Origin of the sequence: Micromonospora lupini (assembly GCF_026342015.1) — a bacterium.
GTDB classification, from domain to species: domain Bacteria; phylum Actinomycetota; class Actinomycetes; order Mycobacteriales; family Micromonosporaceae; genus Micromonospora; species Micromonospora lupini_B.
This window is the reverse complement of record NZ_JAPENL010000001.1, coordinates 360,247-386,139: the sequence shown is the minus strand read 5'-3', so window position 1 is coordinate 386,139 and position 25,893 is coordinate 360,247. Positions and strand designations below refer to the sequence as shown.

At 73.6% G+C, this 25,893-nt stretch carries 27 protein-coding genes, 1 pseudogene and 1 riboswitch; of the genes and pseudogenes, 19 read left to right on the top strand and 9 right to left on the bottom strand.

Going from position 1 to position 25,893, the window contains the following annotated elements; all coding sequences use genetic code 11:
- On the top strand, positions 1-747 hold the full coding sequence (locus OOJ91_RS01710) for a B3/B4 domain-containing protein (protein WP_266241650.1): 747 nt from the start codon (positions 1-3) through the stop codon (positions 745-747).
- On the opposite strand, the gene OOJ91_RS01705 is transcribed toward OOJ91_RS01710, so the two are convergent.
- Both OOJ91_RS01705 and OOJ91_RS01700 read right to left on the bottom strand, forming a co-directional pair.
- On the bottom strand, positions 714-1,316 hold the full coding sequence (locus OOJ91_RS01705) for an MBL fold metallo-hydrolase (RefSeq protein ID WP_266241648.1): 603 nt from the start codon (positions 1,314-1,316) through the stop codon (positions 714-716). The genes OOJ91_RS01710 and OOJ91_RS01705 overlap by 34 nt on opposite strands.
- A 182-nt stretch (positions 1,317-1,498) precedes the next feature.
- On the bottom strand, positions 1,499-2,143 hold the full coding sequence (locus tag OOJ91_RS01700; RefSeq protein WP_266241647.1) for a hypothetical protein: 645 nt from the start codon (positions 2,141-2,143) through the stop codon (positions 1,499-1,501).
- Positions 2,144-2,306: 163 nt separating this feature from the next.
- Between OOJ91_RS01700 and OOJ91_RS01695 the strand changes: the two genes are divergently transcribed.
- The 3 genes from OOJ91_RS01695 to OOJ91_RS01685 all read left to right on the top strand — a co-directional run bounded on the left by OOJ91_RS01695 (position 2,307) and on the right by OOJ91_RS01685 (position 4,684).
- A complete protein-coding gene (locus tag OOJ91_RS01695) occupies positions 2,307-3,410 on the top strand; it encodes a DUF5919 domain-containing protein (protein ID WP_266241646.1) in 1,104 nt (367 codons plus the stop codon).
- A 76-nt stretch (positions 3,411-3,486) separates the two neighbouring features.
- Complete coding sequence (locus tag OOJ91_RS01690; protein WP_266241644.1) at positions 3,487-4,374, top strand: pentapeptide repeat-containing protein; 888 nt, start codon at positions 3,487-3,489, stop codon at positions 4,372-4,374.
- Positions 4,375-4,447: 73 nt separating this feature from the next.
- Positions 4,448-4,684, top strand: a complete 237-nt coding sequence (locus OOJ91_RS01685; protein ID WP_266241643.1) for a preprotein translocase YidC — start codon at positions 4,448-4,450, stop codon at positions 4,682-4,684.
- 265 nt (positions 4,685-4,949) lie between these two features.
- Here the strand turns inward: OOJ91_RS01685 and rnhA are convergent, their stop codons facing one another.
- Positions 4,950-5,423, bottom strand: coding sequence for a ribonuclease HI (gene rnhA / locus OOJ91_RS01680; RefSeq protein ID WP_007459445.1), 474 nt, complete (start codon positions 5,421-5,423; stop codon positions 4,950-4,952).
- Positions 5,424-5,505: 82 nt separating this feature from the next.
- On the opposite strand from rnhA, the gene OOJ91_RS01675 reads away from it, so the two are divergent.
- Positions 5,506-6,234, top strand: coding sequence for a tyrosine-protein phosphatase (locus tag OOJ91_RS01675; RefSeq protein WP_266241641.1), 729 nt, complete (start codon positions 5,506-5,508; stop codon positions 6,232-6,234).
- Between the two features lie 72 nt (positions 6,235-6,306).
- On the opposite strand, the gene OOJ91_RS01670 is transcribed toward OOJ91_RS01675, so the two are convergent.
- Complete coding sequence (locus tag OOJ91_RS01670; protein ID WP_439117043.1) at positions 6,307-7,566, bottom strand: lycopene cyclase family protein; 1,260 nt, start codon at positions 7,564-7,566, stop codon at positions 6,307-6,309.
- Between the two features lie 41 nt (positions 7,567-7,607).
- On the bottom strand, positions 7,608-8,879 hold the full coding sequence (locus tag OOJ91_RS01665; RefSeq protein WP_266241637.1) for an MFS transporter: 1,272 nt from the start codon (positions 8,877-8,879) through the stop codon (positions 7,608-7,610).
- A gap of 354 nt (positions 8,880-9,233) precedes the next feature.
- Between OOJ91_RS01665 and OOJ91_RS01660 the strand changes: the two genes are divergently transcribed.
- The 7 genes from OOJ91_RS01660 to OOJ91_RS01630 all read left to right on the top strand — a co-directional run bounded on the left by OOJ91_RS01660 (position 9,234) and on the right by OOJ91_RS01630 (position 14,275).
- On the top strand, positions 9,234-9,728 hold the full coding sequence (locus OOJ91_RS01660; protein ID WP_266241635.1) for a hypothetical protein: 495 nt from the start codon (positions 9,234-9,236) through the stop codon (positions 9,726-9,728).
- Between the two features lie 86 nt (positions 9,729-9,814).
- Positions 9,815-10,426 carry a class F sortase gene (locus OOJ91_RS01655; RefSeq protein WP_266241633.1) on the top strand — a complete coding sequence of 204 codons (612 nt, stop codon included), beginning with the start codon at positions 9,815-9,817 and terminating at the stop codon, positions 10,424-10,426.
- 94 nt (positions 10,427-10,520) lie between these two features.
- On the top strand, positions 10,521-11,627 hold the full coding sequence (locus OOJ91_RS01650; protein ID WP_266241631.1) for a magnesium and cobalt transport protein CorA: 1,107 nt from the start codon (positions 10,521-10,523) through the stop codon (positions 11,625-11,627).
- An 82-nt stretch (positions 11,628-11,709) separates the two neighbouring features.
- Positions 11,710-12,480, top strand: coding sequence for an SGNH/GDSL hydrolase family protein (locus OOJ91_RS01645; RefSeq protein WP_266245223.1), 771 nt, complete (start codon positions 11,710-11,712; stop codon positions 12,478-12,480).
- Positions 12,481-12,524: 44 nt separating this feature from the next.
- Positions 12,525-12,944 (top strand): YchJ family protein, encoded by a 420-nt coding sequence (locus OOJ91_RS01640; RefSeq protein ID WP_266241629.1) that lies wholly within the window; start codon positions 12,525-12,527, stop codon positions 12,942-12,944.
- 201 nt (positions 12,945-13,145) lie between these two features.
- On the top strand, positions 13,146-13,892 hold the full coding sequence (locus OOJ91_RS01635) for a hypothetical protein (protein ID WP_266241627.1): 747 nt from the start codon (positions 13,146-13,148) through the stop codon (positions 13,890-13,892).
- Complete coding sequence (locus OOJ91_RS01630; RefSeq protein ID WP_266241625.1) at positions 13,889-14,275, top strand: VOC family protein; 387 nt, start codon at positions 13,889-13,891, stop codon at positions 14,273-14,275. The genes OOJ91_RS01635 and OOJ91_RS01630 overlap by 4 nt, the downstream gene beginning before the upstream one ends.
- Positions 14,276-14,320: 45 nt before the next feature.
- Here the strand turns inward: OOJ91_RS01630 and OOJ91_RS01625 are convergent, their stop codons facing one another.
- Entirely contained in the window at positions 14,321-15,574 is a 1,254-nt protein-coding gene (locus OOJ91_RS01625; RefSeq protein WP_266241623.1) for an MFS transporter, read from the bottom strand.
- Between the two features lie 801 nt (positions 15,575-16,375).
- Positions 16,376-17,021 (bottom strand): annotated as a pseudogene (locus OOJ91_RS34525) (mechanosensitive ion channel family protein); the annotation flags it as partial.
- Between the two features lie 245 nt (positions 17,022-17,266).
- Between OOJ91_RS34525 and OOJ91_RS01615 the strand changes: the two are divergent.
- The 4 genes from OOJ91_RS01615 (at position 17,267) to OOJ91_RS01600 (ending at position 21,798) form a co-directional block, all read left to right on the top strand.
- A complete protein-coding gene (locus OOJ91_RS01615) occupies positions 17,267-18,397 on the top strand; it encodes a peptidoglycan recognition protein family protein (RefSeq protein ID WP_266241621.1) in 1,131 nt (376 codons plus the stop codon).
- Between the two features lie 147 nt (positions 18,398-18,544).
- Positions 18,545-20,119, top strand: a complete 1,575-nt coding sequence (locus OOJ91_RS01610; RefSeq protein WP_266241619.1) for an FMN-binding glutamate synthase family protein — start codon at positions 18,545-18,547, stop codon at positions 20,117-20,119.
- A 534-nt stretch (positions 20,120-20,653) separates the two neighbouring features.
- Positions 20,654-21,220, top strand: a complete 567-nt coding sequence (locus OOJ91_RS01605; protein ID WP_266241617.1) for a GNAT family N-acetyltransferase — start codon at positions 20,654-20,656, stop codon at positions 21,218-21,220.
- Complete coding sequence (locus tag OOJ91_RS01600) at positions 21,217-21,798, top strand: GNAT family N-acetyltransferase (RefSeq protein WP_266241615.1); 582 nt, start codon at positions 21,217-21,219, stop codon at positions 21,796-21,798. The genes OOJ91_RS01605 and OOJ91_RS01600 overlap by 4 nt, the downstream gene beginning before the upstream one ends.
- Here OOJ91_RS01600 and OOJ91_RS01595 read toward each other — a convergent pair.
- Complete coding sequence (locus tag OOJ91_RS01595) at positions 21,693-22,667, bottom strand: helix-turn-helix transcriptional regulator (RefSeq protein ID WP_266241613.1); 975 nt, start codon at positions 22,665-22,667, stop codon at positions 21,693-21,695. The two genes, OOJ91_RS01600 and OOJ91_RS01595, sit on opposite strands and share 106 nt — an antisense overlap.
- Positions 22,668-22,761: 94 nt before the next feature.
- Between OOJ91_RS01595 and OOJ91_RS01590 the strand changes: the two genes are divergently transcribed.
- The 3 genes from OOJ91_RS01590 to OOJ91_RS01580 all read left to right on the top strand — a co-directional run bounded on the left by OOJ91_RS01590 (position 22,762) and on the right by OOJ91_RS01580 (position 24,917).
- Positions 22,762-23,199 (top strand): VOC family protein, encoded by a 438-nt coding sequence (locus tag OOJ91_RS01590; protein ID WP_266245222.1) that lies wholly within the window; start codon positions 22,762-22,764, stop codon positions 23,197-23,199.
- A 57-nt stretch (positions 23,200-23,256) separates the two neighbouring features.
- Positions 23,257-24,444 carry a DNA polymerase IV gene (gene dinB, locus OOJ91_RS01585; protein ID WP_266241611.1) on the top strand — a complete coding sequence of 396 codons (1,188 nt, stop codon included), beginning with the start codon at positions 23,257-23,259 and terminating at the stop codon, positions 24,442-24,444.
- A gap of 116 nt (positions 24,445-24,560) precedes the next feature.
- Positions 24,561-24,917 carry a hypothetical protein gene (locus OOJ91_RS01580; protein ID WP_266241609.1) on the top strand — a complete coding sequence of 119 codons (357 nt, stop codon included), beginning with the start codon at positions 24,561-24,563 and terminating at the stop codon, positions 24,915-24,917.
- Positions 24,918-25,003: 86 nt separating this feature from the next.
- Here OOJ91_RS01580 and OOJ91_RS01575 read toward each other — a convergent pair whose 3' ends face one another.
- Positions 25,004-25,681, bottom strand: a complete 678-nt coding sequence (locus OOJ91_RS01575; protein ID WP_266241607.1) for a transglycosylase family protein — start codon at positions 25,679-25,681, stop codon at positions 25,004-25,006.
- Positions 25,681-25,851: riboswitch (cyclic di-AMP (ydaO/yuaA leader) on the bottom strand. (Overlaps the previous gene by 1 nt.)
- Between the last annotated feature and the right edge of the window lie 42 nt (positions 25,852-25,893).

Genomic DNA, 25,893 nt, shown 5'->3' with positions numbered 1-25,893 from the left:
ATGCACTTCGAGCACTCGGCGCAGCTTCGCGCCGCACATCCCGACCTGGCCGCCGGCGTGGTGTACGCGACCGGGATCACCGCCACGGCCGACGTGGCGCAGCGTACCGCCGGTCACCTCGCCCGCGCCCGGCAGCGGTTGGCCGACGGCGCCGAGAGCACCTTCAGCGAGATCCAGGCGTGGCGGCGGGCGTACACCGCCATGGGGTTGCGACCCACCCAGTACCGGTGCGCCGCGGAGGCGCTGCTGCGCCGGTTACGCCTGGACGGCGAACTGCCCCGGCTGCACCCGCTTGTCGACCTGTGCAACGCCGTCTCCGCCGCGTACGCCATCCCGGTCGCGGTGCTCGACCTCGACCGGGTCGACGGCGACCTGGTGGTCCGGCCGGCGCGCGGCGACGAGGAGTACCTCACCTTCGCCGGCGACACCGAGCATCCCGAGCCGGGCGAGGTGATCTACGCCGACGCCGCCGGACGGGCTCACGCGCGGCGCTGGGTCAACCGGCAGAGCGGCCACTCCGCCGTGCGGGCGGGCACCTCGTCCGTGCTGATCGTCGCCGAGGCGCTGCACCCCGACGCCGAAGCCGACGTGACACGCCTCGTCGCCGCGCTGGTGGCGGAGCTGACCGACGGGTGGGGCGCACCGGCGGCATCCGCCGTGCTCACCGCCGCCAGGCCCCGTTTCCACGTGCCGGCGACCGACGACGCACCCGGTCAGGCGGTGTCGCCGGGGGTGAGATGGCGGTAGCCGGGGATGGTCTCGGCGAACCAGCCGGCGACACTGGCCAGGCCGCGCTCGTTGAGCTGCGCGTCGTGGATGGGGTACGCGGCGGCGGCGCCCACCGCGCGGGCGAATCCGATCGCCTCGTCCAGGCGCAGCCACGACCCCTGGGCGGGTACGAGCACTGTGCGCACCGGCTCGTCCGGCACGTGCACCGAGTCGCCCGGGTGGTAGAGCCCGTCGCCGATCAGGTAGCCGAGGTTGGGGCAGTCCGGCTGCCCCTGGTGGATGACTGCGTGCCGGCCACCGTGCGCGCTGACCGTGATGCCGGCGGCGGTGAAGCGCTGCCCCGCGCGCACCGGCGTCACCGGCAGCGGGGCGAGGTCGGGCAGCCGGGCACCCTCCGGGGCGTACACCGGGACGCCCAGCCCGGCCAGGCGGAGCACGTCCACGTGGTCGGTGTGTTCGTGGGTGACCAGGACGGCGTCCGCGCCGACGAGCGCGCGCGGCTCGCTCCAGGTGCCCGGGTCGACGACAAGCACCCCACCGTCGTGCTCGACCCGGACGCAGGAGTGGGTGAATCGGGTGATCCGCATCCGGCGACGGTACGCCGCGACGGCCCGGGGTACTGCGCATCACATGCCCCAGCGATACGACACCTACCCGAGAATCGCCGTGGTCACCGGCGCGGACTCCGGCATCGGCAAGGCCAGCGCTCACAGGTGCGTCCTGGCCCGTCGACGGCGGCATGCTGCTGATGGGGCCGCAGGCCCCGCGCTCACCAGCGACGACTGGCGTCGGGTCTGAGGGGCCCTCGGGCCGTGGGTCCCGCCGACATCCGGAGGATGTACACGAACTGGGCGGCGAACGCCGCCAGCGCGACCGCCACCCCCGCCACGACCATCAGCCAGTGCCAGTGCCCGACCATGCCGAGCAGCAGGGCGACGCCCGACCCGACCAGCGCCGCGTTGACCGCGCCCACGAGCGCCGCCGTGGTCAGCAGGAACTCCCAGCGCCCCGGCCGGGTGCCCACAAGCGTCCAGGCTGCCTCCGCAGTGTCCTCGGAGACCACCGCGTCGGCGAAGAAGTCGTGCTCGCTGGCCAGACGATTGTGGTAGTAGGCGCGGATGCGCTGGATCCGCCTCAGGTCCAGGGAGTTCTCCACAGTGGTCTCCACCAGCCGCAGGAAGGTCAGGATCCCGATGATCACCAGGATCGGCAACACCGCGCCCAGGTAGGGCCGGACCACCTTCTCGTTGCCGGCGGCGAAGCCGAGGCCGATCAGGGCCGCCGACAGCAGGGACAGGAAGATGGTGGCGCGGCCGGTGGCCTCGTCGATCGTGCCGGAGCGGGACGTCTGTAGGGCGTAGTGCTCGGTGCTGAGGACGCTCAACAGCGCCTTCTCGCGTTCCGCGTCGTCCACACCGTCACCTTCCGCGCTCGCGCGACTCCGATACCGTCACCCTACGAGCGGTACGGAGGGCCAGACCGAGGAACCTGCCCTTCGCGAACGGGACAGCGAGCGGCAAAGCCGGCACGTATCCTCCGCATCTCGATGATCGGTGGCCAGGACGGAAGGGGCACGGATGCCCGAGTGGGCGGGGCGGGGCGACCGTGGCGGCCGGCAACGACGCGCCTTCGGCGTCGGTGGGGCTCTGCTCGGGATCGCCCTGGTGATGCTGCTGGCCGCGTGGCGCAGCAGCGGCTTCCTCAGCGACCTGCTGCTCAACATCGGCTCCAGCGTCGTCCTCGCGGCCATCTCGTACGTCATCTTCGATCCGCTGTTCGAAGAGGCCCGTAGGGCTCGGGTACAGGAGCATCTGAGCTTCGACCAGCACGCCTTCGTGACCCGGTTGCACCGCTCCGGACGCCGGGTGCGAATCCTCGACACCTGGACGATCCTGCTGGAGGACACGCAACGCGAGGAGGCGCTGCGGGGTGTGCGGGCGGCGCTCGCCAACGGCGCGCAGGTGCAGTTGCTCCTGCTGGACCCGGACTGCACTGCCGCGCAGCAGCGCTCGGAGGAGTTGGAGCGGCAGCGGGTGGACGTGCCGCGCCAGATCCGCACCAACCTGCGCCACCTGGCGCTGTTCCAGGACACCCTCGACGCCCGACTGCGGCACCGGTTGCAGGTTCGGCTCTACGACGCGTCCCCGTCGATCCAGCTCTACCAGTGGGACAGCCGGGCGCTGATCTCGTTCTTCCCGATCGGGAAGCTGTCGTTCAACGTGCCCCAGCTCGAGGTCGACATGGACAGCCCGTGGGGCGGGTTCGTGCACGCCCGTTTCGAGGAGCTGTGGGAGCACGAGCAGGCGACAGTCAACCTGGAACGGTACTGGTCGGTCGCCGTCATGCTGCGCCACGACGACTCCGACGTCATCGAGATGCAGGTGCCCTACGTGAGCGTGGAGGGGCAGCACTACGTCGACTGCAGCGGGTTCAAGGCGAGGGGGCCGCTGACCGTGCGGGCCGTGCTGCCACCGCGCGCGCCGGGCGGCGCCCCGGTCGTGTTCGCGCTGGCCGAGCCCGCCGACGGGGACCGCACGCCGGCCACCACCGTGCGCAGGCACTTCGACCAGAAGTACGGCGGCGACGGTCAGCGAGAGATCCGCCGGCTGGTGCCGCCACCTGAGGGTTCACGTACCCCCGTTCCCCGCTCCGCGGCGGCCGGCGACGCACACGGACGGTGACCCCCGGCCCGGCGGGTCGGGATGCGGCGCGGGACAATGGGGGTCGCCGTCCCGATCGCCAGGAGGACCGTTCCCCGTGTCGACCCATCCCGCGCCGCCCTCGCGGTCGGCGCAGCTACGCGCCGACTGCGCGCGCTGTTTCGGGTTGTGCTGCGTGGTTCCCGCCTTCGCCGCGTCGGCCGACTTCGCCATCGACAAGCCCGCCGGACGGGCCTGCCCGAACCTGCGCCCGGACCACCGCTGCGGCATCCACACCGAGCTGCGGGAGCGGGGGTTCGCCGGCTGCACGGTCTTCGACTGCTTCGGGGCCGGGCAGCAGGTAGCCCAGGTCACCTTCGGTGGGCGGGACTGGCGGGACGCCCCGGAGACGCTGCCCGCGATGGCCGAGGCGTTCACGGTGCTCCGTCCGCTGCACGAACTGCTCTGGTATCTCACCGAGGCGGTGACGCTGCGCCCACCGGCCGCGCTGCGCGCCGAACTGGACCGCGCCCGCACCGAGATCGCCGCGCTCACCGAGGGCGATCCGACGCGGCTGCACGCCGTGGACGCCGACGCCCACCGGGCCCGCGTCAACCCGCTGCTGACGCAGGCCAGCGACGCGGCCCGCTCCCCGGGAGGGATCGATCGGCGGGGCGCGCAGCTCCTCGGGGCGGATCTGCGCCGGACGGACCTGCGCCGGGCCAACCTGCGCGGCGCGCTGCTGGTCGGCGCCGACCTGCGCGGCGTCGACCTGACGCTGGCCGACGTCACGGGCGCCGACCTGCGCGGGGCCGACCTGCGCGGCGCGGACCTGCGGGCCACCCTGTTCCTGCACCAGGCCCAGCTGGACGCCGCCCGGGGTGACGTCCGCACCGGCCTGCCGGCGACGGTGACCCGGCCGGCGCACTGGACGGCGTTGGCGCTCACTCCGGTGCGCCACCCCGCGCGGGCCGCCGCCCCGAGCCGCCGGGGCCGCCGCCGCTGACGGGTGAGGTTTCGTGGGTGACGACGCCGGGTAGCCACGACCGACGCGGACCGGCATCGACGGGGGGCACGGCGTGGGCTACCGAAAGCGCGACGGTGAGCTGCCGGGCGACCCGCAGCACAGCGAGGACGAGGCCGGCCAGGTGCCGTTGGTGCAGGTCGAGGCGGACACCGAGGTCCCGCCGCCGGCCGACACGGACGAACGGCCGGACATCGTGACCGAGGGCGACAACTCGGGTGTCGCCGGTGGCTCGTCCGGCAGCAGCGGCGGCGGATCGAGCATGCCGGGGCACCCCGACGCGACCCGCTGATCCAAGCGGACGACCTGGACGAGTAAGTCCCGACCCCGGCTGGGGCGGCGGGGGCAGCCGACGGTCAGCGGTTACCGTCGGTCACCCCCGTGGGGGCGGATGCTGGTGTGAGCGGTATACCTCAGAGTCATATTCATACCTCTGAGGTATACCGCTCACCAGCACATCGACACGGCGGCAGCCAGAGGCGATGGCCGGCGCCCTTGGCCCTGCCGGATAGCCGCCCGGACTCCGCCTCGACTCGACCGAGGACTTCGACACAGCCCTAGCGGCTCGCCAGCGCCGCCCGCGCCTCGGTCATGCCCTTGTTGGCCAGACCGTCGGCGCGCTCGTTCTCCGGGTGACCGTTGTGCCCCTTCACCCACAGCCAGGTGACCTCGTGGCGCTCGCAGGCCGCCTCCAGCCGCTGCCACAGGTCGGCGTTCTTGACCGGCTGCTTCGCGGCGGTCCGCCAGCCGTTGCGCTTCCACGACGCCAGCCAGCTCGTGATGCCGTTGCGCACGTAGGTGCTGTCGGTGTGCAGCTCGACGGTGACCGGCCGGTTCAGGCTCTCCAGTGCCTGGATGGCCGCCATCAGCTCCATCCGGTTGTTTGTCGTCGGCGTGGCCTCGCCGCCGCACAGCTCCCGCTCGTGGTCGCCGTAGCGCAGCAGGGCGCCCCAGCCGCCCGGCCCGGGGTTGCCGCTGCACGCCCCGTCGGTCCAGATCTGTACGCCCCTGCCGGCCGCCGCATCCACCATGGCAGGCAACCTACCGGGCGCTGTCGTCGTCCTCCCCGATCGGGGGCAGCCGCGCCGGGCCGGAACCACTAGGGTCGGCCGGATGGATCGGCACGTCGCGTTCGACCGCCTGCACAACTTCCGTGACCTCGGTGGTTACCGCACCGACGGCGGACGCTCGGTGCGCTGGGGCCTGCTCTACCGGTCGGATTCGCTCGGCAAGCTGTCCGGCGCCGATCTGGACCGCTTCCAGGCCCTCGGCGTTCGCACGGTGATCGACCTGCGGTACCCGTGGGAGATCGCCGCACGCGGCCGGGCACCGGAGCTCGACGGGCTGGCCTGGCACAACCTGAGCATCGAGCACCGCCCCTACGACCAGGCGGTCATCGACCCGGCGGTGGACCCGTGGCGCCACCTGGCCGACCGGTACGCCGAGGTCGCCGAGGACGGCGTCGCCGAACTGCGCGAGGCGCTGGAGGTGATCGCCGCCGCCGACGCTCCGCTGGTCTTTCACTGCGCGTCCGGCAAGGACCGCACCGGGCTGCTCGCCGCGCTGCTGCTGACCCTGCTCGGAGTGGACGAGGAGCAGATCGCCGCCGACTTCGCGCTCACCGAACTGGCCACCGCACGCCTGGTCGCCGACTGGCAGGCCCTCAACCCGGACCGTGCGCTGGTGTGGCCGGGGTACGGGCGCGCCCCGGAGGCGATCATCCGGCACTTCCTGGCCGACCTGAGCGCCGCGTACGGGTCGGTGGTCGGCTACGCCACCGACCGGCTCGGCGTGGACGACGCGCTGACCGCCCGGCTGCGCGAACGGCTGCTCACCGACTGAACCCGCACGAGTACGGCCGTGTCTGCCGCGGAATCGGGCACGCGGTCGCGGCCCGGCGCTGACCGGCCCGGATCAGGTCTCCGAGTCGGCGACGGGCCGGAGCGGTTTGCCCACCACGGCCGCCGGGATGGCCGGTACGGGCCGGGCGGGCCGCAGCCGGTCGCGGACGCGGTGCGCCGCGTCGCCGGCCGTGGCGGCGATCATCGGCAGCAGTCGGGTGGAGTTCATGATCGCGATCTCCTCGGCCGGGCTGGTGACACCGTCGAGGAAGCGCAGGACCCGCTCGGGCGGGTTGCGGTCGAAGAGCCTGTCGAAGAACTCCGGGCCGCCGACGCCGCCGCGGTCCAGCGCGCGCAGCGCCACCGCGTCCATCCAGCGGTGCCGCGCCGGGTACGCGGGCGCGGGCACCGGCGGGCGGCCGGCGGCGAGGGCGCGGGCCACCTGGTCGGCCTGCCGGTACATGGCGGAGAAGGTGAAACCGGTGGAGGGACGGGTCGCGCCGCCGGCCGTGCCGAGGCGTACGACGCGGGGCGAGGGCCGGGCCGGGAAGGGCGCGTCGGTCATCGGGATCACCCCGTTCTCGACCTCGCGGACGCGCAGGCCGGCCGGGTCCAGCCCGAGCAGGTCGCGGTAACCGGCCAGCGCCGTGTCGTACCCGGCGTCGGTGCGCAGGCCGGGCGAGAACTCGGTGTACTCGACCAGGGCGTAGCGGTCACTGACCGGCAGCACGTACCCGAAGGAGACGCCCCGGGCCGGCTGTGGGGTGCGGAAGTCCATGAGCACCGCCCGTGCCGTGTCGAACGCCGGCCTGTCGGCCTCCAGCCACCAGCCGCGGAAGTGCTGCAACCAGGTCGTCCGCCCCGCTCGCGCCGGGGGTCGGGGGCGGGAGTCGAGCACCCAGCCGGCCCGCACGGTGGGTCCATCGCCGGTGCGGACGACCACTCGGGCGCCGTCGTCGGTCACCGTCTCGGCCGGGGCCACGATCCGGATGGCGTCCAGCCGACGCTCGGCCTCGGCAGCCCGGTCGTAGACCGGGCCGGAGCGCAGCATGGCGTACCGCAGCGGGGTCAGGTCGAGGACGCGGCGCCGCGCGGGCGTCGCCACCTCGACCTGCCGCCAGCTCGCGCTGAGCAGCGGGTCCAGGTCGGCGCTCGGGTGGCCCCAGAACGCCCAGGTGCGGTCCTGGCCACGGCGGCGCACCGGGTCGACGACGGCGATCCGCAGGTCGTGGACGCCGTGGCGGTCCAGCGCGGCGAGCAGCAGCGACGCGGCGCCGCCGCCGCCGAGCAGCGCGAGATCGACGTCGAGCGGCGCGGATGCGGTCACCCGCACCACGCTGTCACACCGCCCGGCCGGGCCGCGCGTCGCGTCCCTCAGGGCACCGGGGCGGGTCGCTGCTCGACCGGGGGCTCGTCGGCGTAGGCGCGCGCCACGGCGTCCCGGTTGAAGACCCGCCAGGTGGCGGCGGAGACGCCGATCGCCACGACCAGACCGACCCAGTACGGGGCGGTGATGCCGAACCGGGCGGCCAGCAGCCCGCCGAGCAGTGCGCCCACGCAGTTGCCGCCCGCCGCCACGAACATGGTGGTGCTGGCCACGCGTCCCTGCAGATTCGGCGGGGTGAGTCGTTGGCGCAGTGAGTTCGCCACGAGGTTCCACAGTCCGCCGTGCACGCCGAAGGCGAAGAGCGCGACCCCCACCACGACTGTGCTGCGGGACGCTGCCAACGCCAGGTGCAGCCCCGCCTCGATCAGCAGGCCGATCCGCACCGTCCAGGTGGCGCTGATCCAGGCGACGATCCGGTCGCCGAGCAGCGCGCCGAGCACCCCACCGCAGGCCATGCAGGTGAACAGCAGCCCGTAGCCGACCGAGCCGAGCCCCAGCCGCTCGTCGGCCAGCAGAACCAGCACCGCGAGGGCTGCCGTGAGGGTCACGTTGAGCAGGCCGATCAGCACGGCCATCGTGCGCAGCAACCGCTGGTGGGCCAGCCAGCGCAGCGCTTCGACGATCTCCCCGCGCATGGAGCGGGTCCGGGGACCGGGCTGGTCGCCGCCGGCGGCCCGGAAGTCGCCGCCGATCAACGCCACAAGCACCGCGCTGAGGGCGTAGGTGGCGGCGTTGACGAGGAACGGGCTGCCCGCCGCCAGGGCGAAGAGGAAGCCGCCCAGCGGGCCGGCGAGCATGCTGTTCATGAGTGTGGCGCCGCCGCCGAGCCAGCCGTTGGCGCGCTCCAGGCGGTGCCGGGGCACCACTGTCGGCAGCATGGCCTGGCTTGCCGCGCGGAACACGATCTCGCCGGTATTGATCACGAACAGCACCACGTACAGCAGTGCGACGCCGGCCCGGCCGGTCATGATCGCCGTGGCCAGGACGGCAAGCGCGACCACCCGGACCAGGTCGATGACGATCATCAGGCGGCGGCGGTCCATCCGGTCCGCCAGCACCCCGCCGGGCAGGGCGAAGAGCAGCCAGGGCAGCCAGGCCACGGCGGACGCCGCGGCCACCACGAGCGGGTCGTCGGTACGCGAGGCGACGAACAACGGCGCGGCCACCGTGGCCAGCCCGCTGCCCAGGGCCGAGAGGGTGCTGGCCGCCCACAGTCGGGCGAACCGCGCCCCCAACCCACCGCCCATGTCCCGTGTCACGGCCAGGGAACCTACCAGCGCATCTCCCGCCGCCACCGCCGGATTTCCCTTGGGCAGAAGCCTGCCGACACCGCAATCACGTCGTGGTCGCCCGATACCTCGCCATCGACCCAGGGGCGACAGCCCGACCGGAGCCGACATCGACCGGAGCCCCGGCACCGGTCGGGCCGTCCGGGCCTAAGGGCTGCTCACCCCCGCCTTCGGGTGGACACGTGACGGCAACGAAGGTTTCTCATTTTCACCTGATCGTGGTGCCAACCCACCTAGTGTTGGGCACACCGGTGCTAGTCACGGAGTTGGCCACCCGAACGACGTCCCACGCAGTCAGCGGACGAAAAGTGAGGGAAGACGCGTATGAAGCTCTCAACAGCACTCTGCACGGCGGCGCTCGGCGTGGGTCTCGGCACGCTCCTGCTGCCGGGCGCCGCACTTGCCGACACCGTCGTGTCACCGGCCACCACCCCGGTCGGAGGAACCGTCGTGCTCACCGCGACGACCTGCAACCCGAAGTCGGGTGACGCCCTCTTCCGCGTCACCGGACCCAACCGCGACCAGAACGTCCGATCCACCACTGCCGCCGCCGGCGGCGGGCTCAGCGCCGAACTGTTCACCGCCGGGTTCACCCTCGGCACGTACACGGTGGCCGCGAGCTGCGGCGACGGCAGCTCGGCGGGCAGCGCCACGTTCACCGTCACCCCGATCGGCGGCGCCCCGGCCGGCTCGGGCGGCGACAACCGCGACGGGCGCGACGCGGGTGCCCTCGCCGCCGGAGGCACCCTGCTCGGCACCGCCGCCGCGGGCGCGGTGGTCCTGTTCCGCCGGCGTCGTCCGGTGTCCACCGTCGCCTGACCGGCGACGCGCTCCATCCCTGAGAACGGGTGCCCGTGCCGGTGACACCGGTACGGGCACCCGACGATCCCTACGGAGGTCAGCACGTGTGGTGGCGGCGGACCCTGCCGGCGGCGGTCGCGCTGCTCGCCGTGTCCGGGCTCGGGCTGATCACCGTCGGTCTCACCGCCGAGCCGGCCCGCCCCCCACGTCCGCCTGCCGACGCGCCGACGCGCTCCCGGCCCGCGCCGGACCTGGCGCCGCTGCCCCGCGCCGCGCCCGTCCGGGTGCGGATTCCCGCAATCGGTGTACGCGCCGAGATCGTCGCCGTCGGCGTGGACGCCGCCGGGGTGCTGGAGGTCCCCCCACTGGACAAGCCGACCCTCGCCGGCTGGTACCGGCACGGGGTCAGCCCCGGCGAGACCGGCAACGCCGTCCTGGTGGGACACGTCGACTCCCCGGCCGGCCCGGCGGTCTTCTTCGACCTGGGTCGACTACGCGCCGGCCAGGAGATCGAGGTCACCCGCGCCGACGCGCGAGTCACCACGTTCACAGTGGACGGCGTCCACGCGTACCCCAAGGACCGCTTCCCCAGCGGCCTGGTCTACGGGCCGGCGGACGCCGCCGGACTGCGCCTGATCACCTGCGGCGGCCCGTTCGACGACGCGACGGGCAACTACGTCGACAACATCGTCGTCTTCGCCACCCGCACCGCCTGAGCCGGCGGCCCCCCTGTCGGGAGCTGGACCCCGCTCGGCAGAATGCGGTGGCACCATCCCTGATCGGGGGGCGCCGGCGGCGGGGAGGCACGCGGTGGATCAGCGAGCGGTACGGGAACGGGCCGGTCGTGGCGTACGCGCCCTGGCCCGTCGACTGCTCGGCCGGGCCGACGGCGACTCCCCCACACCCCGGCGGTCCAACCCGGACGCCGTCGTCGACTGCGCCGTCTACGTCAACGGCCGCCGTGAGCCCGGACGTCCGCACTACGCCGACGCGTACGCCCGCGCCCGACGTGGCCACGACTCCTTCGTCTGGCTGGGGCTGCACGAGCCCGGCCCGGCGGTGCTCGCCGCCGTGGGCCGCACGTTCGGCCTCGACGAGCTGACCGTCGAGCAGGCGCTCGCCGACGGGCACCGGCCCACGATGCAGCGGAACGGGCCGGTCACGCTGCTGGTGCTGCGTACGGCCGGGTACGTGGAGCACGCCGAGCTGACCGACACCTCCGAGGTGATCGACACCGGTGACGTGATGGTGCTGCTCGGCGACCGGTTCGCCATCACCGTGCGGCACGGCGCCGCCGGGGCGCTGCGCGACGTCCGCGCCGACATCGAACGCCGCCCCGCGCTGCTGGCCGCAGGGCCCTGGGCGGTGGCGTACGCGGTCTGCGCCCGGATGGTCGACTCGTACCTGGAGGTGGCCGGGCACGTGGAGCGGGACCTGGAACGGGTCGAGGAGGCGGTGTTCGCCCGCGACCGCTCGGCCGACATCCAGCACATCTACCAGCTCAAGCGGGAGGTGGTGGAGTTCAAGCGGGCCGTGCTTCCCCTGCAGACGCCCGTGCGGACGCTCCTCGACCCGGGCACCGACGGACCGCCGCGTGCCCTGCACCGCTGGTTCGTGGACGTGGACGGCCGGTTGGCGCGGGCCGTGGACCGGGTGGCCGCGTACGACGACCTGCTCACCTCGATCGTGCAGTCCCGGTTGGCGCAGCTCGCCGTCGAGCAGAACAACGACATGCGCAAGATCGCCGCGTGGGCGGCCATCGCGGCCACCCAGACCGGCATCGCCGGCCTCTACGGCATGAACTTCGAGCACATGCCCGAGCTGGCCTGGCGCTACGGCTACGCCGGTGCCCTGACCCTGATGGCGGCGATCGCTCTCGCCCTGTATCGCCTGTTCCGCCGCTCCGGCTGGCTCTGACCCCCTCCACCGCGATCGTGCGCGCAGGTCTGCCGGGTCAGCGGTCGGCACGTGTCGGGCAACGGCTAACCTCGCCCGGGTGATGTGGCAGCGGTACGTGGCGATCGGGGACAGCACCACCGAGGGGCTCGACGACCCGGACGACGCCGGCGGCTACCGGGGCTGGGCCGACCGGTTCGCCCTGGCGGTGGCGCGCGCCCAGGGCGGCCTGGAGTACGCGAACCTGGCCATCCGTGGACGAACCACCGCGCTGATCCGCGCCGAGCAGCTCCAGCCGGCCCTCGATCTCGCCCCCGACCTGGCCACCGTGGTCGCCGGCATGAACGACGTGCTGCGCCCCTCCTTCGACGCCGACCAGGTCGCCGAGGACGTCGCGGCGATGCAGCGGGCGCTCGTCGGGCAGGGCGCCACAGTCCTCACCTTCACCATGCCGGACCCGGCACCGGTGATGCCGCTGGCCCGGCCGCTGCGGGGCCGGATGCTGGCGCTCAACGAGGCCCTGCGGGCGGCCACCGCGCAGACCGGGGCCACGCTGCTCGACCTGGGGGCGCATCCCGTCGCCTCGGATCCGCGGCTGTGGAGCGACGACCGGCTGCACGCCAACAGCGCCGGGCACGCGCGGATCGCCGCCGCCCTGGCGTACACCGCTGGCCTGCCCGGGTTCGACGACTCCTGGACGGCGCCGCTGCCGCCGGCGCCGCTGCGGCGCCGCGCCGAGGTGCTCGGCGCGGAGCTGGCCTGGGCCCGCCGGCACCTGCTGCCCTGGGTGGCCCGGCACCTGCGGGGCCGGTCCTCCGGGGACGACCGGGTCGCGAAACGACCGGTTCCGCTGCCGGTGGCGCTGGAGGGCTGACGGCCGGCCGCCGAGGCCACCCGGCGGTGCGGCAGGATGGCGGGATGGGCAGGGGTACGGGTGGCCGGCGGGCGAACGCGACGACCGGACGGGTCTGCCCGTGCGGCTCCGGCCAGGCGTACGCGGGCTGCTGCTCCCCGGTCCACGACGGCGCCGCCCAGGCGTCGACCGCCGAGGCGCTCATGCGTTCCCGGTTCAGCGCCTTCGCCCTCGGCGACGCCGACTACCTGCTGCGTAGTTGGCACTCGTCGACCCGGCCCGCTCGGCTGGAGCTCACCCCGGGGCAGCGGTGGACCCGGCTGGAGATCGTCGAGACCGAGCGCGGCGGCCTGCTCGACGCCACCGGCTCTGTGACGTTCCACGCCCACTACCGGGAGGCGGGTCGGCCGGGCACGCTCACCGAGCACAGCCGGTTCGTCCGCGAGGACGGCCGCTGGGTCTACCTCGACGGCGACCAGCCCTGACTCCTGCGCCGGCGGCCGAGTCTGCCGTAGGATGACCCTGGCGTCGTCCTACGCCGCACCTCCCTCCCGGCGCTCACGCCGCCGGCCACGCGGAGGCAAAGGGGGCCTGGAGCTCTCGGGACGTAATGCCACGTGCCCCACTCCGGCGGGGTCGACGGGAGCGTGAGTCCCGGTGACCGTGCCGTTGACCGGGAGCATGTGATGACCAACCAGAGACCGTTCAAGGCCCGGATCCGGACCCGGATGGCGAAGACCGGCGAGAGCTACACCACGGCCCGCCGACAGCTCATCAATCGGGCCAGCCCGCAGACCGCGTCGCCGCCCGCGAGCCCCGCCGCCGCGCAGACCGCGAATCCCGCCATCGCGCAGACCGCCGGATCCACCGCCGCGCAGACCGAGCGGATCGCCGACGACCTGATCCGCGCCCGGACCGGCCACGGCTGGGCCGAGTGGTTCGCCCTGCTCGACGCCGCGGCCGCCACCGAGCGGACCCACACCCAGATCGCCCGCCACCTGGTGGTCGAGCACGAGGTGCCGGGTTGGTGGGCACAGACCATCACCGTCGGGTACGAGCAGGAACGCGGCCTGCGCGCGCCCGGTCAACGACGCGGAGGCGGCTTCGAGGCCAGCGCCAGCCGAACGGTGGCCGTGTCGGCGGCGCGGCTGTTCGAGGCTTTCGCCGACGAAACGGTACGCGCCCGTTGGCTCCCCGGCGTCGAGGTGCGCGTCCGCACCGCCACCGCCCCGCGCAGCTTCCGGGCCGACTGGGCCGGCGGTCCCACGCGGGTGGTCGTCGGCTTCGACGCGGTCGGCGAGTCGAAGGCCCGGGTCAGCGTCCTGCACGAGAAGCTGGTCGGGGCCGAGCAGGCCGCCGAGCTGAAGGTGTACTGGCGGGAGCGGCTCGCCGCGTTGAAGGCACTGCTCGAGTCGGACGGAGACCACCGATGACCATCACGTTCATCAACCTGCCGGTGCGCGACCTGCTGATTGCCGCCGAGTTCTACCGGGCGCTGGGCTTCACCACCGGCCACACCGAGCCGGACGGGGACACCATGGCGCTCACCGTGTCCGACAGCACCCGACTGCTGCTGCACGTCCGCTCGGCCTTCGAGGCGTACACGGGTGTGCCCGCCACGGACCCGGCGACCAGCCGGGAGGTCATCGTGGGCCTGTCGGCGGAGAGCCGCGAACGAGTCGACGAGTTGGTCGACCGGGCGGTGGTGGCCGGCGGCGAGTCGCTCGGGGCGGGGAGCACCAACGGGCCCATGTACATGCGCGGATTCCGCGACCTGGACGGCCACCAGTGGTCGTTCCTGCACCTCGCCGGCTGAGCGAGCCCGACGGCGGGCCGCACGGACCGCCGCCGGGGCACCCGGTCAGCCCGAACCGCGCACGCCGCCCACAGCGACAGCGCTACTGGTGGCCGGGCGGCGCCGGCGGCGGGCCAGCAGCACCAGCGCCACGACGAGGTACGCCCCGGCCGCCGCCGCGAACGCCACCGCGTTACCGGCCGCCGTGGCGACGAGACCGTAGCCGGCGTACGTCCCGATGATCAGCAGGTCGGTGGCCATCCCGGCAAGCGAGGTGACGGTGGCCCGACTGCTGCCGGTGATCCGGGCCTGCAACCGCGCGTCGGCCAGCACGGTGGCCAGTTGCGCGGCACCGAACGCCACCGCGAGCAACACGAAGCCGGCCGGGTTCCGGACGAGGGCGCCCCCGGCCAGCGCGACGGCGACCAGAACGAGCAGCGCGGCGTAACCCCGACGGCCCAGCCGCTCCCCCGCCGGGGCGAGCAGCCCACCGACGGTCACGCCGGCCCACAGCAGCAGGAGCAGCAGCGGCACGGCCCGCGCGCCGACGCCGGTGTCCACGGCCAGCAGCGGCGTGTACTCGTCGAGCGCGCCCCAGTCGGCGGCCACCACCGCGACAAGCAGCACGGCCGCTCGTACGGGAGGCCGCGTGCGTACCTGCGTCACGCCGGCCCGGAGCGTGTCCCACCAGGTCAGGTCGCCGTCGTCGTCCGACGTGCCGGACGTGCCCGGCGGGGCCTGTTCGGGGAAGCGGGTCGCGACGGCGGCGGCGAGCAGGCAGGCCAGCACGCTTGCCACGCCGACCACCGGGTACCCGCCGACGGCGAGCACCGGGCCGGCCAGCACCCCGGTGACCACCACGCCGAGCACACCCGCCGTCCGGGCTCGACCGAGCACCCGGGCGTACCGACCGACGGCGCCGAGCCGGTCCAGCTCGGTCCAGACCAGTGCCTCCAGAGCGCCGGAGACCAGTGCCCCGCCGGCGCCCCACAGCAGGAACCCCACCGCGAAGGCCGGGTACGACGGCACCAGCACCCAGAGCGCGTAACCGGCGGCCGTCACCAGCGGGGCGAGGCACAGCAGCAGCCGGCGCGACACCACGTCGGCCCACGCGCCGGACGGCACCTCGAACAGGATGCCGGCCGCTGACCAGATGACGAAGAGTGACGAGATCTGCCCCACCGACAGGCCGGTGTCGGCGAAGAGGACGACGTACAGCGGATAGAGCAGGACGAGGTCACTGAGGAACGCGTACCCGTAGAGGGTGACCGACAGCCGGCGGATCGCCGGGTCGGGCGCGCGCGAGGCGAGGTGGGTCATGGGGCCTTCCCGTGGGAGTGGAGACGGACACCGGACGTGCGGTGCCCGTGGCGGCCCACGGGTGCGGCCTACGGCGTCGGATCAATGTCGCCAGGTCATGTCGGCGATGCTAGACCGGCGTCACCGTGCCGGCCAGCGCTTTCGGCGTGCTTGCGCGACGGGGACGGGGCGGGATCCGTCTGGATCCCGCCCCGTCGTCGCGCCGGGTTCAGCGCCGGTTCGGGTCCACCGGCGGGATGACGGTCGTAGCCTCGCTGTCGTCGCTGGTGCGCTGCCCGGGAACGGTGCCACCGCTGATCACCTGGGTCGTGTCCGCCTCCCGGCCGGGGCCCACCACCTGCGTCGCGTCCGCGTCGGCCGGACGGGCGACCACCTGGGTGGTGTCCTCGGCGCTCTGCCGGGCCGGGACGCTGACGGCGGGCGTGTGGCCGGCGACCACCTGGGTGGTGTCGTCGGTCGACGCCCGCACCACCTGCGTGGCCTCCGGGTCGGTCGGACGGGTCACGACCTGCGTGGCCTCCGGGTCGGACGGACGGGTCGTGACCTGCGTGACGTCCGGCTCGGACGAACGGGTCGTCACCTGCGTGGCGTCGGCGTCGACCGGACGGGTCGTCCCCTGGGTGGGGTTCGGGTCGGTCGGACGGGTCACGATCTGCGTGGCCTCGGGGTCCGTCGAGCGGGCCGGCGCGGGGGTGGCCACCGGGTCGGGACGGGTGGCCGCCGAACGCGCCAGTTCCGCCTCGGCCTCGCGGCTGGCCTGGTAGGCGCGGGCGTGCGTGGCGATGAGCGCCGACTCCTGCTCGGCGCGGGTCAGCCACGCCTCCCAGCGACTCTGCATCGGACGGATGAGGCCACCGCCCACCCCGACGACGAGGATGCCGCCCACGGTGGCCAGCACCGCGATCAGCACCGGGGTGGTGACCGCGGTGGCCACGCCGATCTGGTTCAGCGCCGCGATGACGCCCAGGCCGAGGATGAACACCGAGGCGATACCGGCCAGCACCCGACCGTACGACAGCCCGCCGAGCGCGCCGCTGATGATGTCCTTGACCGCGTTGGCGATTGCGGCGGCGACCACGACGATGACGATCGCGACGAAGGCGCGGGGCAACCACGCGACCACGGCGGTGATCAGGTCCGAGATCGGGTTGGGCCCCCAGATGCCGAAGGCGAGTTGCAGGGTGAGCAGCAGCACCCCGTAGTAGACGAGCTTCGCGACGATGTCGCTGGCGTCGTACCGGGAGCGGCTCAGAGCCCGGCGGATACCGCCGCGCTCGACGGCGCGGTCGAAGCCCACGCGTTCGAGGACCTTCTCCACGATCTTCAGTACGGCCTTGGCGATAAGCCAACCGGCCACCAGGATCGCCAGGAAGGCGACGGCCTTGGGCAGGAAGAGCATCACCGAGCGAAGGGCGGCGCCCACCGCGTCGCTGACGTTGTCACTCATATGGTCGTTCCTCCACGCGGAGCAGCCGGGATGATAGGCCACCGACCTACCCCCACCAGCTCACGGGGAAACGCCGACCGGTCCGCGACTGTCCCGTCGATCAGGGATGGCGTCGTGGCAACCGGGCGCTCCTGCGGCTTCGAAGGGGTCTAGCGCGCGGGCGAGTTTTGGCAATATTCTCCGGAGTGCGTGCGGCCACTGGAGCTACTTTTCATCCCCCGCCGTCGGCCGCAGGAGGAGATGTCATGCACGTCGACCATTCCGAAGTGGACCGCCGAACGCTGCTGCGTGCCGGTCTCGGCGCGGCCACGGTCGCCGTCGTCGGAAGCGAACTCGCCTTTTCGGGCGCGGCGCAGGCCGCTCCCGGCACCGACCTGGACTGGATCATCAGCTGCGACGAGTGGGCCGCCCGCCCGCCGAAGGACCCGCTGTCGGTAAGCGCCATCGCCACCAACAAGATCATCGTGCATCACATGGCGTTCCCGAACGTCACCGACTACTCCCGCGAGCAGGCGGTCAAGCTGGCCCACGACTGCCAGGACCTGCACATCGACGGCAACGGCTGGTCGGACACCGGCCAGCACTTCACGGTGAGCCGTGGCGGCTACGTGCTGGAGGGCCGCCGGGGCAGCCTGGAACGCCTCGAAGCGGGCGACCGCCAGATGATCTCGGCGCACTGCCCGGGCGAGAACGGCCGGGCCATCGGCATCGAGAACGAGGGCACCTACGTCACCGAGACGCCGCCGGAGGCGCTTACCGACTCGCTGGTCAAGCTCTGCGTGACGATCTGTCGGCAGTACGGGCTGCACGCCTTCGACATCTTCGGCCACTGGGACTTCCGCACCACCGACTGCCCGGGCGCGGCCTTCTATCGGCAGTTCCCGGCGCTGCGGCGGCGGGTCCACGCGGCCCTCGGCACGAAGCCGGGTGACGTGCCGGCCCGCCGCTGGCCGGACCTGTGGCGGTTCGTCAACTCGCCGTCGGTCCGGGTGGTGCAGCACCTGCTGGCCTACCGGGGCTACGCCGTGACCGTCAGCGGCACGTTCGACGCCGCGACCGTGGCGGCCGTGCAGGACTGGCAGGCCCGCAACGGCATCGCCGTGGACGTGGACGCCACGCTCACCACGCCCACCTGGGAGACCCTGGTGCCGGAGTTGGACCAGCACGCCGCGGGCGCGCCGGTCACGGCCGTCCAGGAGATCCTCGCCACCAAGGGGTACGCGGTCACCGTCACCGGGGCGTACGACCACGCCACCCGCAGGGCCGTGCAGGACCTTCAGGCGCTGCACGGGCTGCCCCGCAACGGCAAGCTCAGCACGAGCACGTGGTGCACGGTCGTCGGCGGCACGGTCCGCCAGTCGTTCACGCACCACTGATCCTCCGCCGGGGGCGGCGCGGGGTGATCCCGTGCCGCCTCCGCAGTGGTCGAACGCTTGCCACAAGCACGCACCCGGGGGCCTGAGCAGCACAATGTCGGCGGCTCGGCGGTTTGGGCGACGGCGCGGGCGGAAAGGTTGCCCGGCATGACATGGGCCCGTCGAGCCGTACCCGCCGTCGCCGCCGCCGTCGCGGCACTCGCCGCGCGGGATCTGATCCAGCGCGACCACGCGCTGCTGCGCAACTTCCCGGTGCTCGGCCGCGCCCGGTACCTGCTGGAGGCCGTCGGGCCGGAGCTGCGGCAGTACATCGTGGCCGGCAACAACGAGGAACGCCCGTTCACCCGCGACCAGCGCCGCTGGGTGTACGCCTCGGCGAAGCAGGAGAACAACTACTTCGGCTTCGGCACGGACAACGACATCGAGTTCACGCCCGGGTACCCGATCATCAAGCACCGCACGTTCGGCCGGGCCGTGCCGCCGTCGTCCCCGACTGCCGGGCACGACGTACGGCTACCGTGCGCGAAGGTGCTCGGCGCGGCGCGGGGGCGGGCACGCGCGTTCCGTCCGGAGTCGGTGGTCAACATCTCCGGCATGAGCTTCGGTTCGCTGTCCGGCAACGCCATCACCGCCCTGAACAAGGGGGCCGCGCTCGCCGGCTGCCTGCAGAACACCGGCGAGGGTGGCCTGTCGCCGTACCACCGCAACGGCGGTGAGCTGGTCTTCCAGCTCGGCACGGCGTACTTCGGCTGCCGCGACGAGCACGGCCGTTTCAGCCTCGACCGACTGAAGGACCTGGTCGCCGACGCGCCCGTCCGGGCCTTGGAGATCAAGCTGAGCCAGGGTGCCAAACCGAGCCTCGGCGGGCTGCTGCCCGGGGCGAAGGTGTCCGCCGAGATCGCCGCCACCCGGGGCATCCCGGCCGGTCAGGACTGCGTGAGCCCGTCGCGGCACGCCGAGTTCTCCGACTGTGACAGCCTGCTGGACTGGGTGGAGCTGCTGGCCGCCGAGACGGGCCTGCCCGTCGGCATCAAGTCTGCGGTCGGCGACCTGAGTTTCTGGCAGGAGCTGGCCAGCCTGATGCGGGACACCGGCCGGGGCGTCGACTTCGTCACCGTCGACGGCGGCGAGGGCGGCACCGGAGCCGCACCGCTGATCTTCACCGACTCGGTGTCGCTGCCGTTCCAACAGGGCTTCTCCCGGGTCTACAAGGTCTTCGCCGAACACGACCTGCACGAGCAGGTGGTGTTCGTCGGCAGCGGCAAGCTCGGCCTGCCGGACAACGCCATCGTGGCGTTCGCGCTCGGCTGCGACATGGTGAACGTGGGCCGGGAGGCGATGCTGTCGATCGGCTGCATCCAGGCGCAGAAGTGCCACACCGACTCCTGCCCCACCGGAGTGGCGACGCAGAACGCGTGGCTGGCCCGGGGCCTCGACCCGACGCTCAAGTCCGTCCGGGCCGCCAACTACCTGGGGACGCTACGCCGGGACCTGACCAAGGTCGCCGAGGCGTGCGGCGTGGAACACCCCGGCCTGATCGGCACGGACGCCGTGGAGATCCTGGACGGCCGCACCGGCTCCACCCCACTGCACCAGGTGTACGGCTACCGCCCGCACTGGGGTCTGCCCTCGCCGGCCGACCAGAAGGAGATCATCCGGCTGATGACCCCGGAGGTGCCCCGGGGCAGCAGCGCCCCTCCGTCGGCCACCGCCGTCGGCTGAGCCCCGGCGCCACCCTGCCGGTCCGGGTTGAGGGCCCCTACCTGGCCCGCCTGCTCTGACAGGTGACCTCGCCCTGACGTGGCCTCGGGGTCGGCCTGGCGCCCGACCTTGGCCGCCCGGCGGTCGACGCGGCCCGCCGCCCCACGGTGGCGGCCCGGCCCGCCGCCCCACGTTGGCGGCCCGGCGCCGCGCTCCACGTTACCGGCCCGGTGCCGCATTCCACGTTGCCGGCCCGGCGCCGCGCTCCACGTTGCCGGCCCGGCGCTCGGCCGACGCGAGCGGATCCCGGGGCCATCTCCCCGACGAGCGGTATACCTGTGAGTCATCTTTATGACTCACAGGTATATGCCGTTGCCGCGACATGCCCTCCCGGCCCCCTCGTGCGGCTCGGGCGAGGATCGGGTCACACGGCAGCAACCGCAGTCGACAGTCGATGACGCCGACCGAGAGCGAGGACCGGGCCGACGCCGCGTCGGCCGATCGCCGTCGATAAACGCGTAGAGCCGCTGCCGGAGACACCCGTATCGTGGCGCGGTGCTGATCAGACGCGAGACGCCCGCCGACGTCGACGCCATCCGGGCGGTACACGCCGCCGCCTTCGCCACGACCACGGGCGGGGGCGCGACGGTCGACACAACGCCGGTCCAGGCAACGCCCACCCAGGCAACGCCCGTCGAGGCGACGCTTGTCGACGCGCTGCGGGCCGATGAGGGCTGGCTGCCCGCGTACTCCCTGGTGGCGACCGATTCGGACGGCCAGGTGGTGGGGCACGTGGTGGCCACCCGCGGCCGGGTGGGCGGTGCGCCGGTGGCGTTGGGCCTGGGTCCGCTCGGGGTGCTGCCCGGCTGGCAGCGGCGCGGCGTCGGCACCGCGTTGATGCACGCGGTGCTCGGCGCGGCCGACGCCCGCGACGAACCCCTCGTGGTGCTGCTCGGGCATCCCGAGTACTACCCGCGCTTCGGGTTCCGGCCCGCCGTCGAGCTGGGCGTCACACCGCCGCAGCCGTGGGGTCCGCGGTACTTCATGGCCCGGCCGCTGAGCGCGTGGCGCGAGTCGATCCGGGGCGAGTTCCGCTACGCCCGCCCCTTCGACGACCTGTGAGCCCACCGCGCATCCGCCGCCGCCGTGCCGCCGACCTCGACGGCTGTGTCGCGGCGCTCGCCGAGGTTCACCGGGTCGACCGCTATCCGCTGAACTGGCCCGCCGACCCGCACCGCTGGCTGCGCGAGCCGCACCCGACGCGAGCCTGGGTCGCCGTCGACCCCGCCGCGACGATCGTCGGACACGTCGCGGTGCGTCGCCTGCCCGATCCGGCGGACGGGCCGCTCACCGGGTCGAGCGCCGAGGTCTCTCGGCTCTTCGTGGCGCCGGCCGCCCGAGGATCGGCGCTTGGCGACGCCCTGCTGGGCCGGGCGCGGCACTGGGCGGATGGGCGCGGACTGCGTCTGGTGCTCGAGGTGGTCGCCGACAGTCCCGCGGCCGTCGCCCTGTACGAGCGCACCGGATGGCGGTGCACGGGCACCGGCACGGCATCGTGGACCGCCCCGGACGGCAGCCCGGTGTCGCTGCGGCGTTACACCGTGCGCTCCGACGCCACCCCGGCCATCGCCGCCAGACGGCGGGCGAGCAGTCCGGCGGCCTCCCGCAGCTCCGCGGGCTCCACCACCTCCACCTCGTAGCGCAGGCGGGCGATGTGCGCGGCGAGCCAGTCCAGGCTGTCGCCGCCGACGACGAGCAGGCACCAGCCGTCGCTGCCGGCCTCGACGCGCCCCACCTGCGGCGGGACCGCCTCCCGCACGCGCTCGGGCGGAGCGTGCACCCGCACCCGGGCCAGATAGCGGTAGGGAGCGTCGGTCACGGACCGCTGCACGAAGGCGATCGGATCCGGATGGTCACGCGCCGGAAAGCGCCAGGTCGTCGCCACCGTGGCCCGCATCCGGTCCAGGCGGAACGTACGCCAGTCGTCGCGATCGACGTCCCAGGCCATCAGATACCAGCGGCGGCCGGTGGTGACCATCCGGACCGGCTCGACCGTCCGCTCCCGCTCGCCGCCGTCGCGGCCGGCGTAGCGGAACCGCACCCGCACCGCGTCACGACAGGCGCGGGCGAGCGTCACCAGCAGCTCAGGGTCGATCTCGACCACCGGGCCGATGAGCGTCTCCGTCCAGCCGTGCACCGCTCGCACCTCGGCGCGCAGCCGCGCCGGCATCACCTGGTCGAGTTTCGTGAGCGCCCGCAGGGCCGCCTCGCCCGCCCCGGCGACCGTGCCCCCCGCCGCCAGTCGCAGCGAGACCGCCGTGGCGATCGCCTCCTCGTCGTCGAACAGCAACGGCGGCAGCCGGGTGCCCGCGCCGAGCTGGTAGCCGCCGCCGACGCCCGCCGACGCGTGGAGGGGATAGCCGAGTGCGCGCAGCCGTTGCACGTCACGGCGCACGCAGCGGTCGGTGACACCCAGCTCGGCGGCCAGCTCGGCGGCCGTCCACGACGACCGCCGCTGCAACAGGGCCAGCATCCGCAGCACCCGCTCCGTCGTCGCCTCCACAGTCACCCGCCGATCGTTTCACTAATAGCGGAACGATCCTGTCCGCCAGCCACGAGAGGGTGGCAGCATGACCAACCAGACCAGAGACGAGGGAGCCGTCATGGCCCGCGAGGTGCAGATAACGTTCGACGCGGCCGACCCGGCCAGTCTGGCGGCGTTCTGGGCCGACGTCCTCGACTACGAGTTGCAGGGCCCACCCGGGGACTTCGACTCGTGGGAGGCCGCGCTGGACGCGATGGGCGTACCGCCGGAGCGACGTAACGACGCGTCGGCGGTGGTCGACCCCAAGGGCGCCGGGCCGCGCCTGTTCTTCCAGCGGGTGCCGGAGGGCAAGCAGGCCAAGAATCGCGTGCACCTCGACGTGCGGGCCGCCCCCGGGCTCACCGGTGACGACCGGATGGCGGCCCTGGAGGCGGAGGCCGAACGGCTCGTCGCCCGCGGCGCCACACGCCTCGCACGGCACGAGCCCGCTCCTCCGCTCGGCGCCGGCCACCTCGTGCTGGCCGACCCCGAGGGCAACGAGTTCTGCCTCGACTGACCGGGTGTTCGCCCAGCTCACTGCCGCGACGGTCGGGCATCGTGCGAACATGTGTTCGTGTCGCCAGACGCCCACATCCTGCACGCCGACCTGGACGCCTTCTACGCGTCGGTCGAGCAACGCGACGATCCGCGCCTGCGGGGGCGCCCGGTGATCGTTGGCGGTGGCGTGGTGCTCGCCGCCAGTTACGAGGCGAAGGCGCGGGGCGTGCGCAGCGCGATGGGCGGCCAGCAGGCGCGCCGGCTGTGCCCGGACGCGATAGTGGTGCCGCCCCGGATGGCGGCGTACACGCAGGCCAGCCGGGCGGTGTTCGAGATCTTCCGGCAGACCACCCCGCTGGTCGAGGGGCTCTCCATCGACGAGGCGTTCCTCGACGTGGGCGGCCTGCGGCGGCTTGTCGGCACGCCGGCCGACATCGCCGAGAGGCTGCGCCGGGAGGTCCGCGACCAGGTCCACCTGCCGATCACCGTGGGCGTGGCTCGGACGAAGTTCCTGGCGAAGGTGGCCAGCGGGGTGGCGAAGCCGGACGGGCTGCTTGTCGTCGCCCCCGATGCCGAGGTGGCGTTCCTGCACCCGCTGCCGGTGGAACGGCTCTGGGGCGTCGGGCCGGTCAACGCCGCCAAGCTGCGGGAACGCCGGATCCGTACGGTCGGGGAGGTGGCGCGGCTCGGCGAGGCCGCGCTGGTGTCCCTGCTCGGGGCGGGCGCCGGCCGGCACCTGCACGCCCTGGCCCACAACAGCGACCCCCGGTCGGTGCAGGTGGGCCGCCGCCGGGGCTCGATGGGCGCGCAGCACGCGTTGAGTCGTACCCCGCACGCGCCTGCGGAGTTGGACGCCATCCTGGCCGGCCTGGTCGACCGGGTCACCCGACGGATGCGCTCGGCCGGACGGTCCGGGCGCACGGTGGTGCTGCGGCTGCGATTCGGCGACTACACCCGGGCCACCCGCTCGCACACCGTCCGCAAGGCGACCGCGGACACCACGCCGCTGCTGGCCGCCGCGCGGGCGCTGCTGCGGGCCGCGCTGCCGGAGATCGACAGGCGGGGCGTCACCCTGATCGGCGTCTCGGTGGGCAACCTCGACGACAACCCGGTGCAGCCGGAACTGCCGTTCGACGCCGACACCGGGGCCGACCTGGACGCCGCGGTCGACGCGGTGCGCGACCGGTTCGGCTCGGCGGCGCTCACCCGGGCGGTGCTCCTCGGCCGGGATCCGGGCGTCGAGATGCCGCTATTGCCGGACTGAGGGGGGTTGTGGGGCCGCTTCGGCTGCGACCGGCGACACATCACAGCAGGTCGGCGGTTTAGCCGGCGGCTGACGGGTGACCCTTGAGGGGAACAGCCTGACGAGGGGGGCCCACCATGTCCGACGACACCAGCAACCGACCGAGCCGGCACGCCGAACGTCCGCACGACGTGACCGACCCCCTGCTCTGGCAGCTGGCGGTCGACGTGCTGAGTGCCCACGAGCCCGACGACGAGGGTCACTGCCGCAACCTGCAGTGCGCCGGCCAGTCCTGGCCGTGCTCGGCCCGGGCGGGTGCCGAGCAGTCGCTGCGGCTGGCCCGCAGGACGCAGGCCTCGGTCGAGACGGCCATCGACGGCGACGGTGCCGGCACGGGCTGGCCCGGCGAGACGGCGGCACCGGCCCCCCGCTGGGACCGTGACGCCACCGCGGTGATGTCGCGCCGAGGGTCGAGGGCGTCCGCCGCGGCGTGACCGCGCCGTCATCCGCGCCCCGACCAGCGCCCTCGAACGACCGAACGCTCGGCCGGTGACCCGGCCGAGCGTTCGAGTGTCGTACGTCAGAGGGCGAGCCGCTGACCGGGGAGGATCAGGCCCGGGTCGGCGCCGATCACCTGCCGGTTGCGCTCGTACAGCGCCTGCCAGCCGCCCGCCTGGCGGTGGCTGTCGGCGATCTCCGACAGGGTGTCCCCCGGCTTGACGACGTACGTGTCGCCGCCGGCCGCGGGCGCGGTGCGCTCGTGGTTGCGGGTCGCCGGCTGGTCGCCGCGCGACGACCGCTCCTTCGGGGCTGTGGACCGGTCCTTCGGGGCTGTGGACGTCGACGACTTCGGGGTCGACTTCGTCGAGGACTTCGTGGCGGAGCCGCCCGACGAGCCGCCCTTGCGGCCGCAGGTCGGCCACGCGCCGATGCCCTGCCGGTCGAGCACCTTCTCGGCGATGGCGATCTGCTCGCCGCGGCTGGCCAGGTCGGCACGGGCGGCGTACTTCTTGCCGCCGTAGCCGGCCCAGGTTCCCTGGGAGAACTGCAGGCCGCCGTAGTAACCGTTACCGGTGTTGATCTTCCAGTTGCCGCCGGACTCGCACTTGGCGACCGCGTCCCAGTTGACACCGGCCTGGGCCGGGGCCGCAGGGCCGAAGAGGGCGACCGCGCCGGTGACCGCGCCGACGGCAAGCGTGCCGACGGCGACGCGGCGGGTGGTGACCCGTCGATGACGGGGCGTGTGGACAGACGTCATGTGTGGTTCCTCCACGCCGGCGAGGTGAGCTGTCGGGTTCGGGCCGAGGAGCCCGGCCGCGCGGTGGCGGCTTCACCCCGAGGTGACATGCACCGAGGAACGTTGGGTCCCCCGCTCCTGCCCGGTTCTGGTATCCGACGACCGGGGGCAGGATTTGGCGTTGCCGGTCGCGGTGTCCACGGTGGCGGACTCGACCGACCGTAGGCACGGTC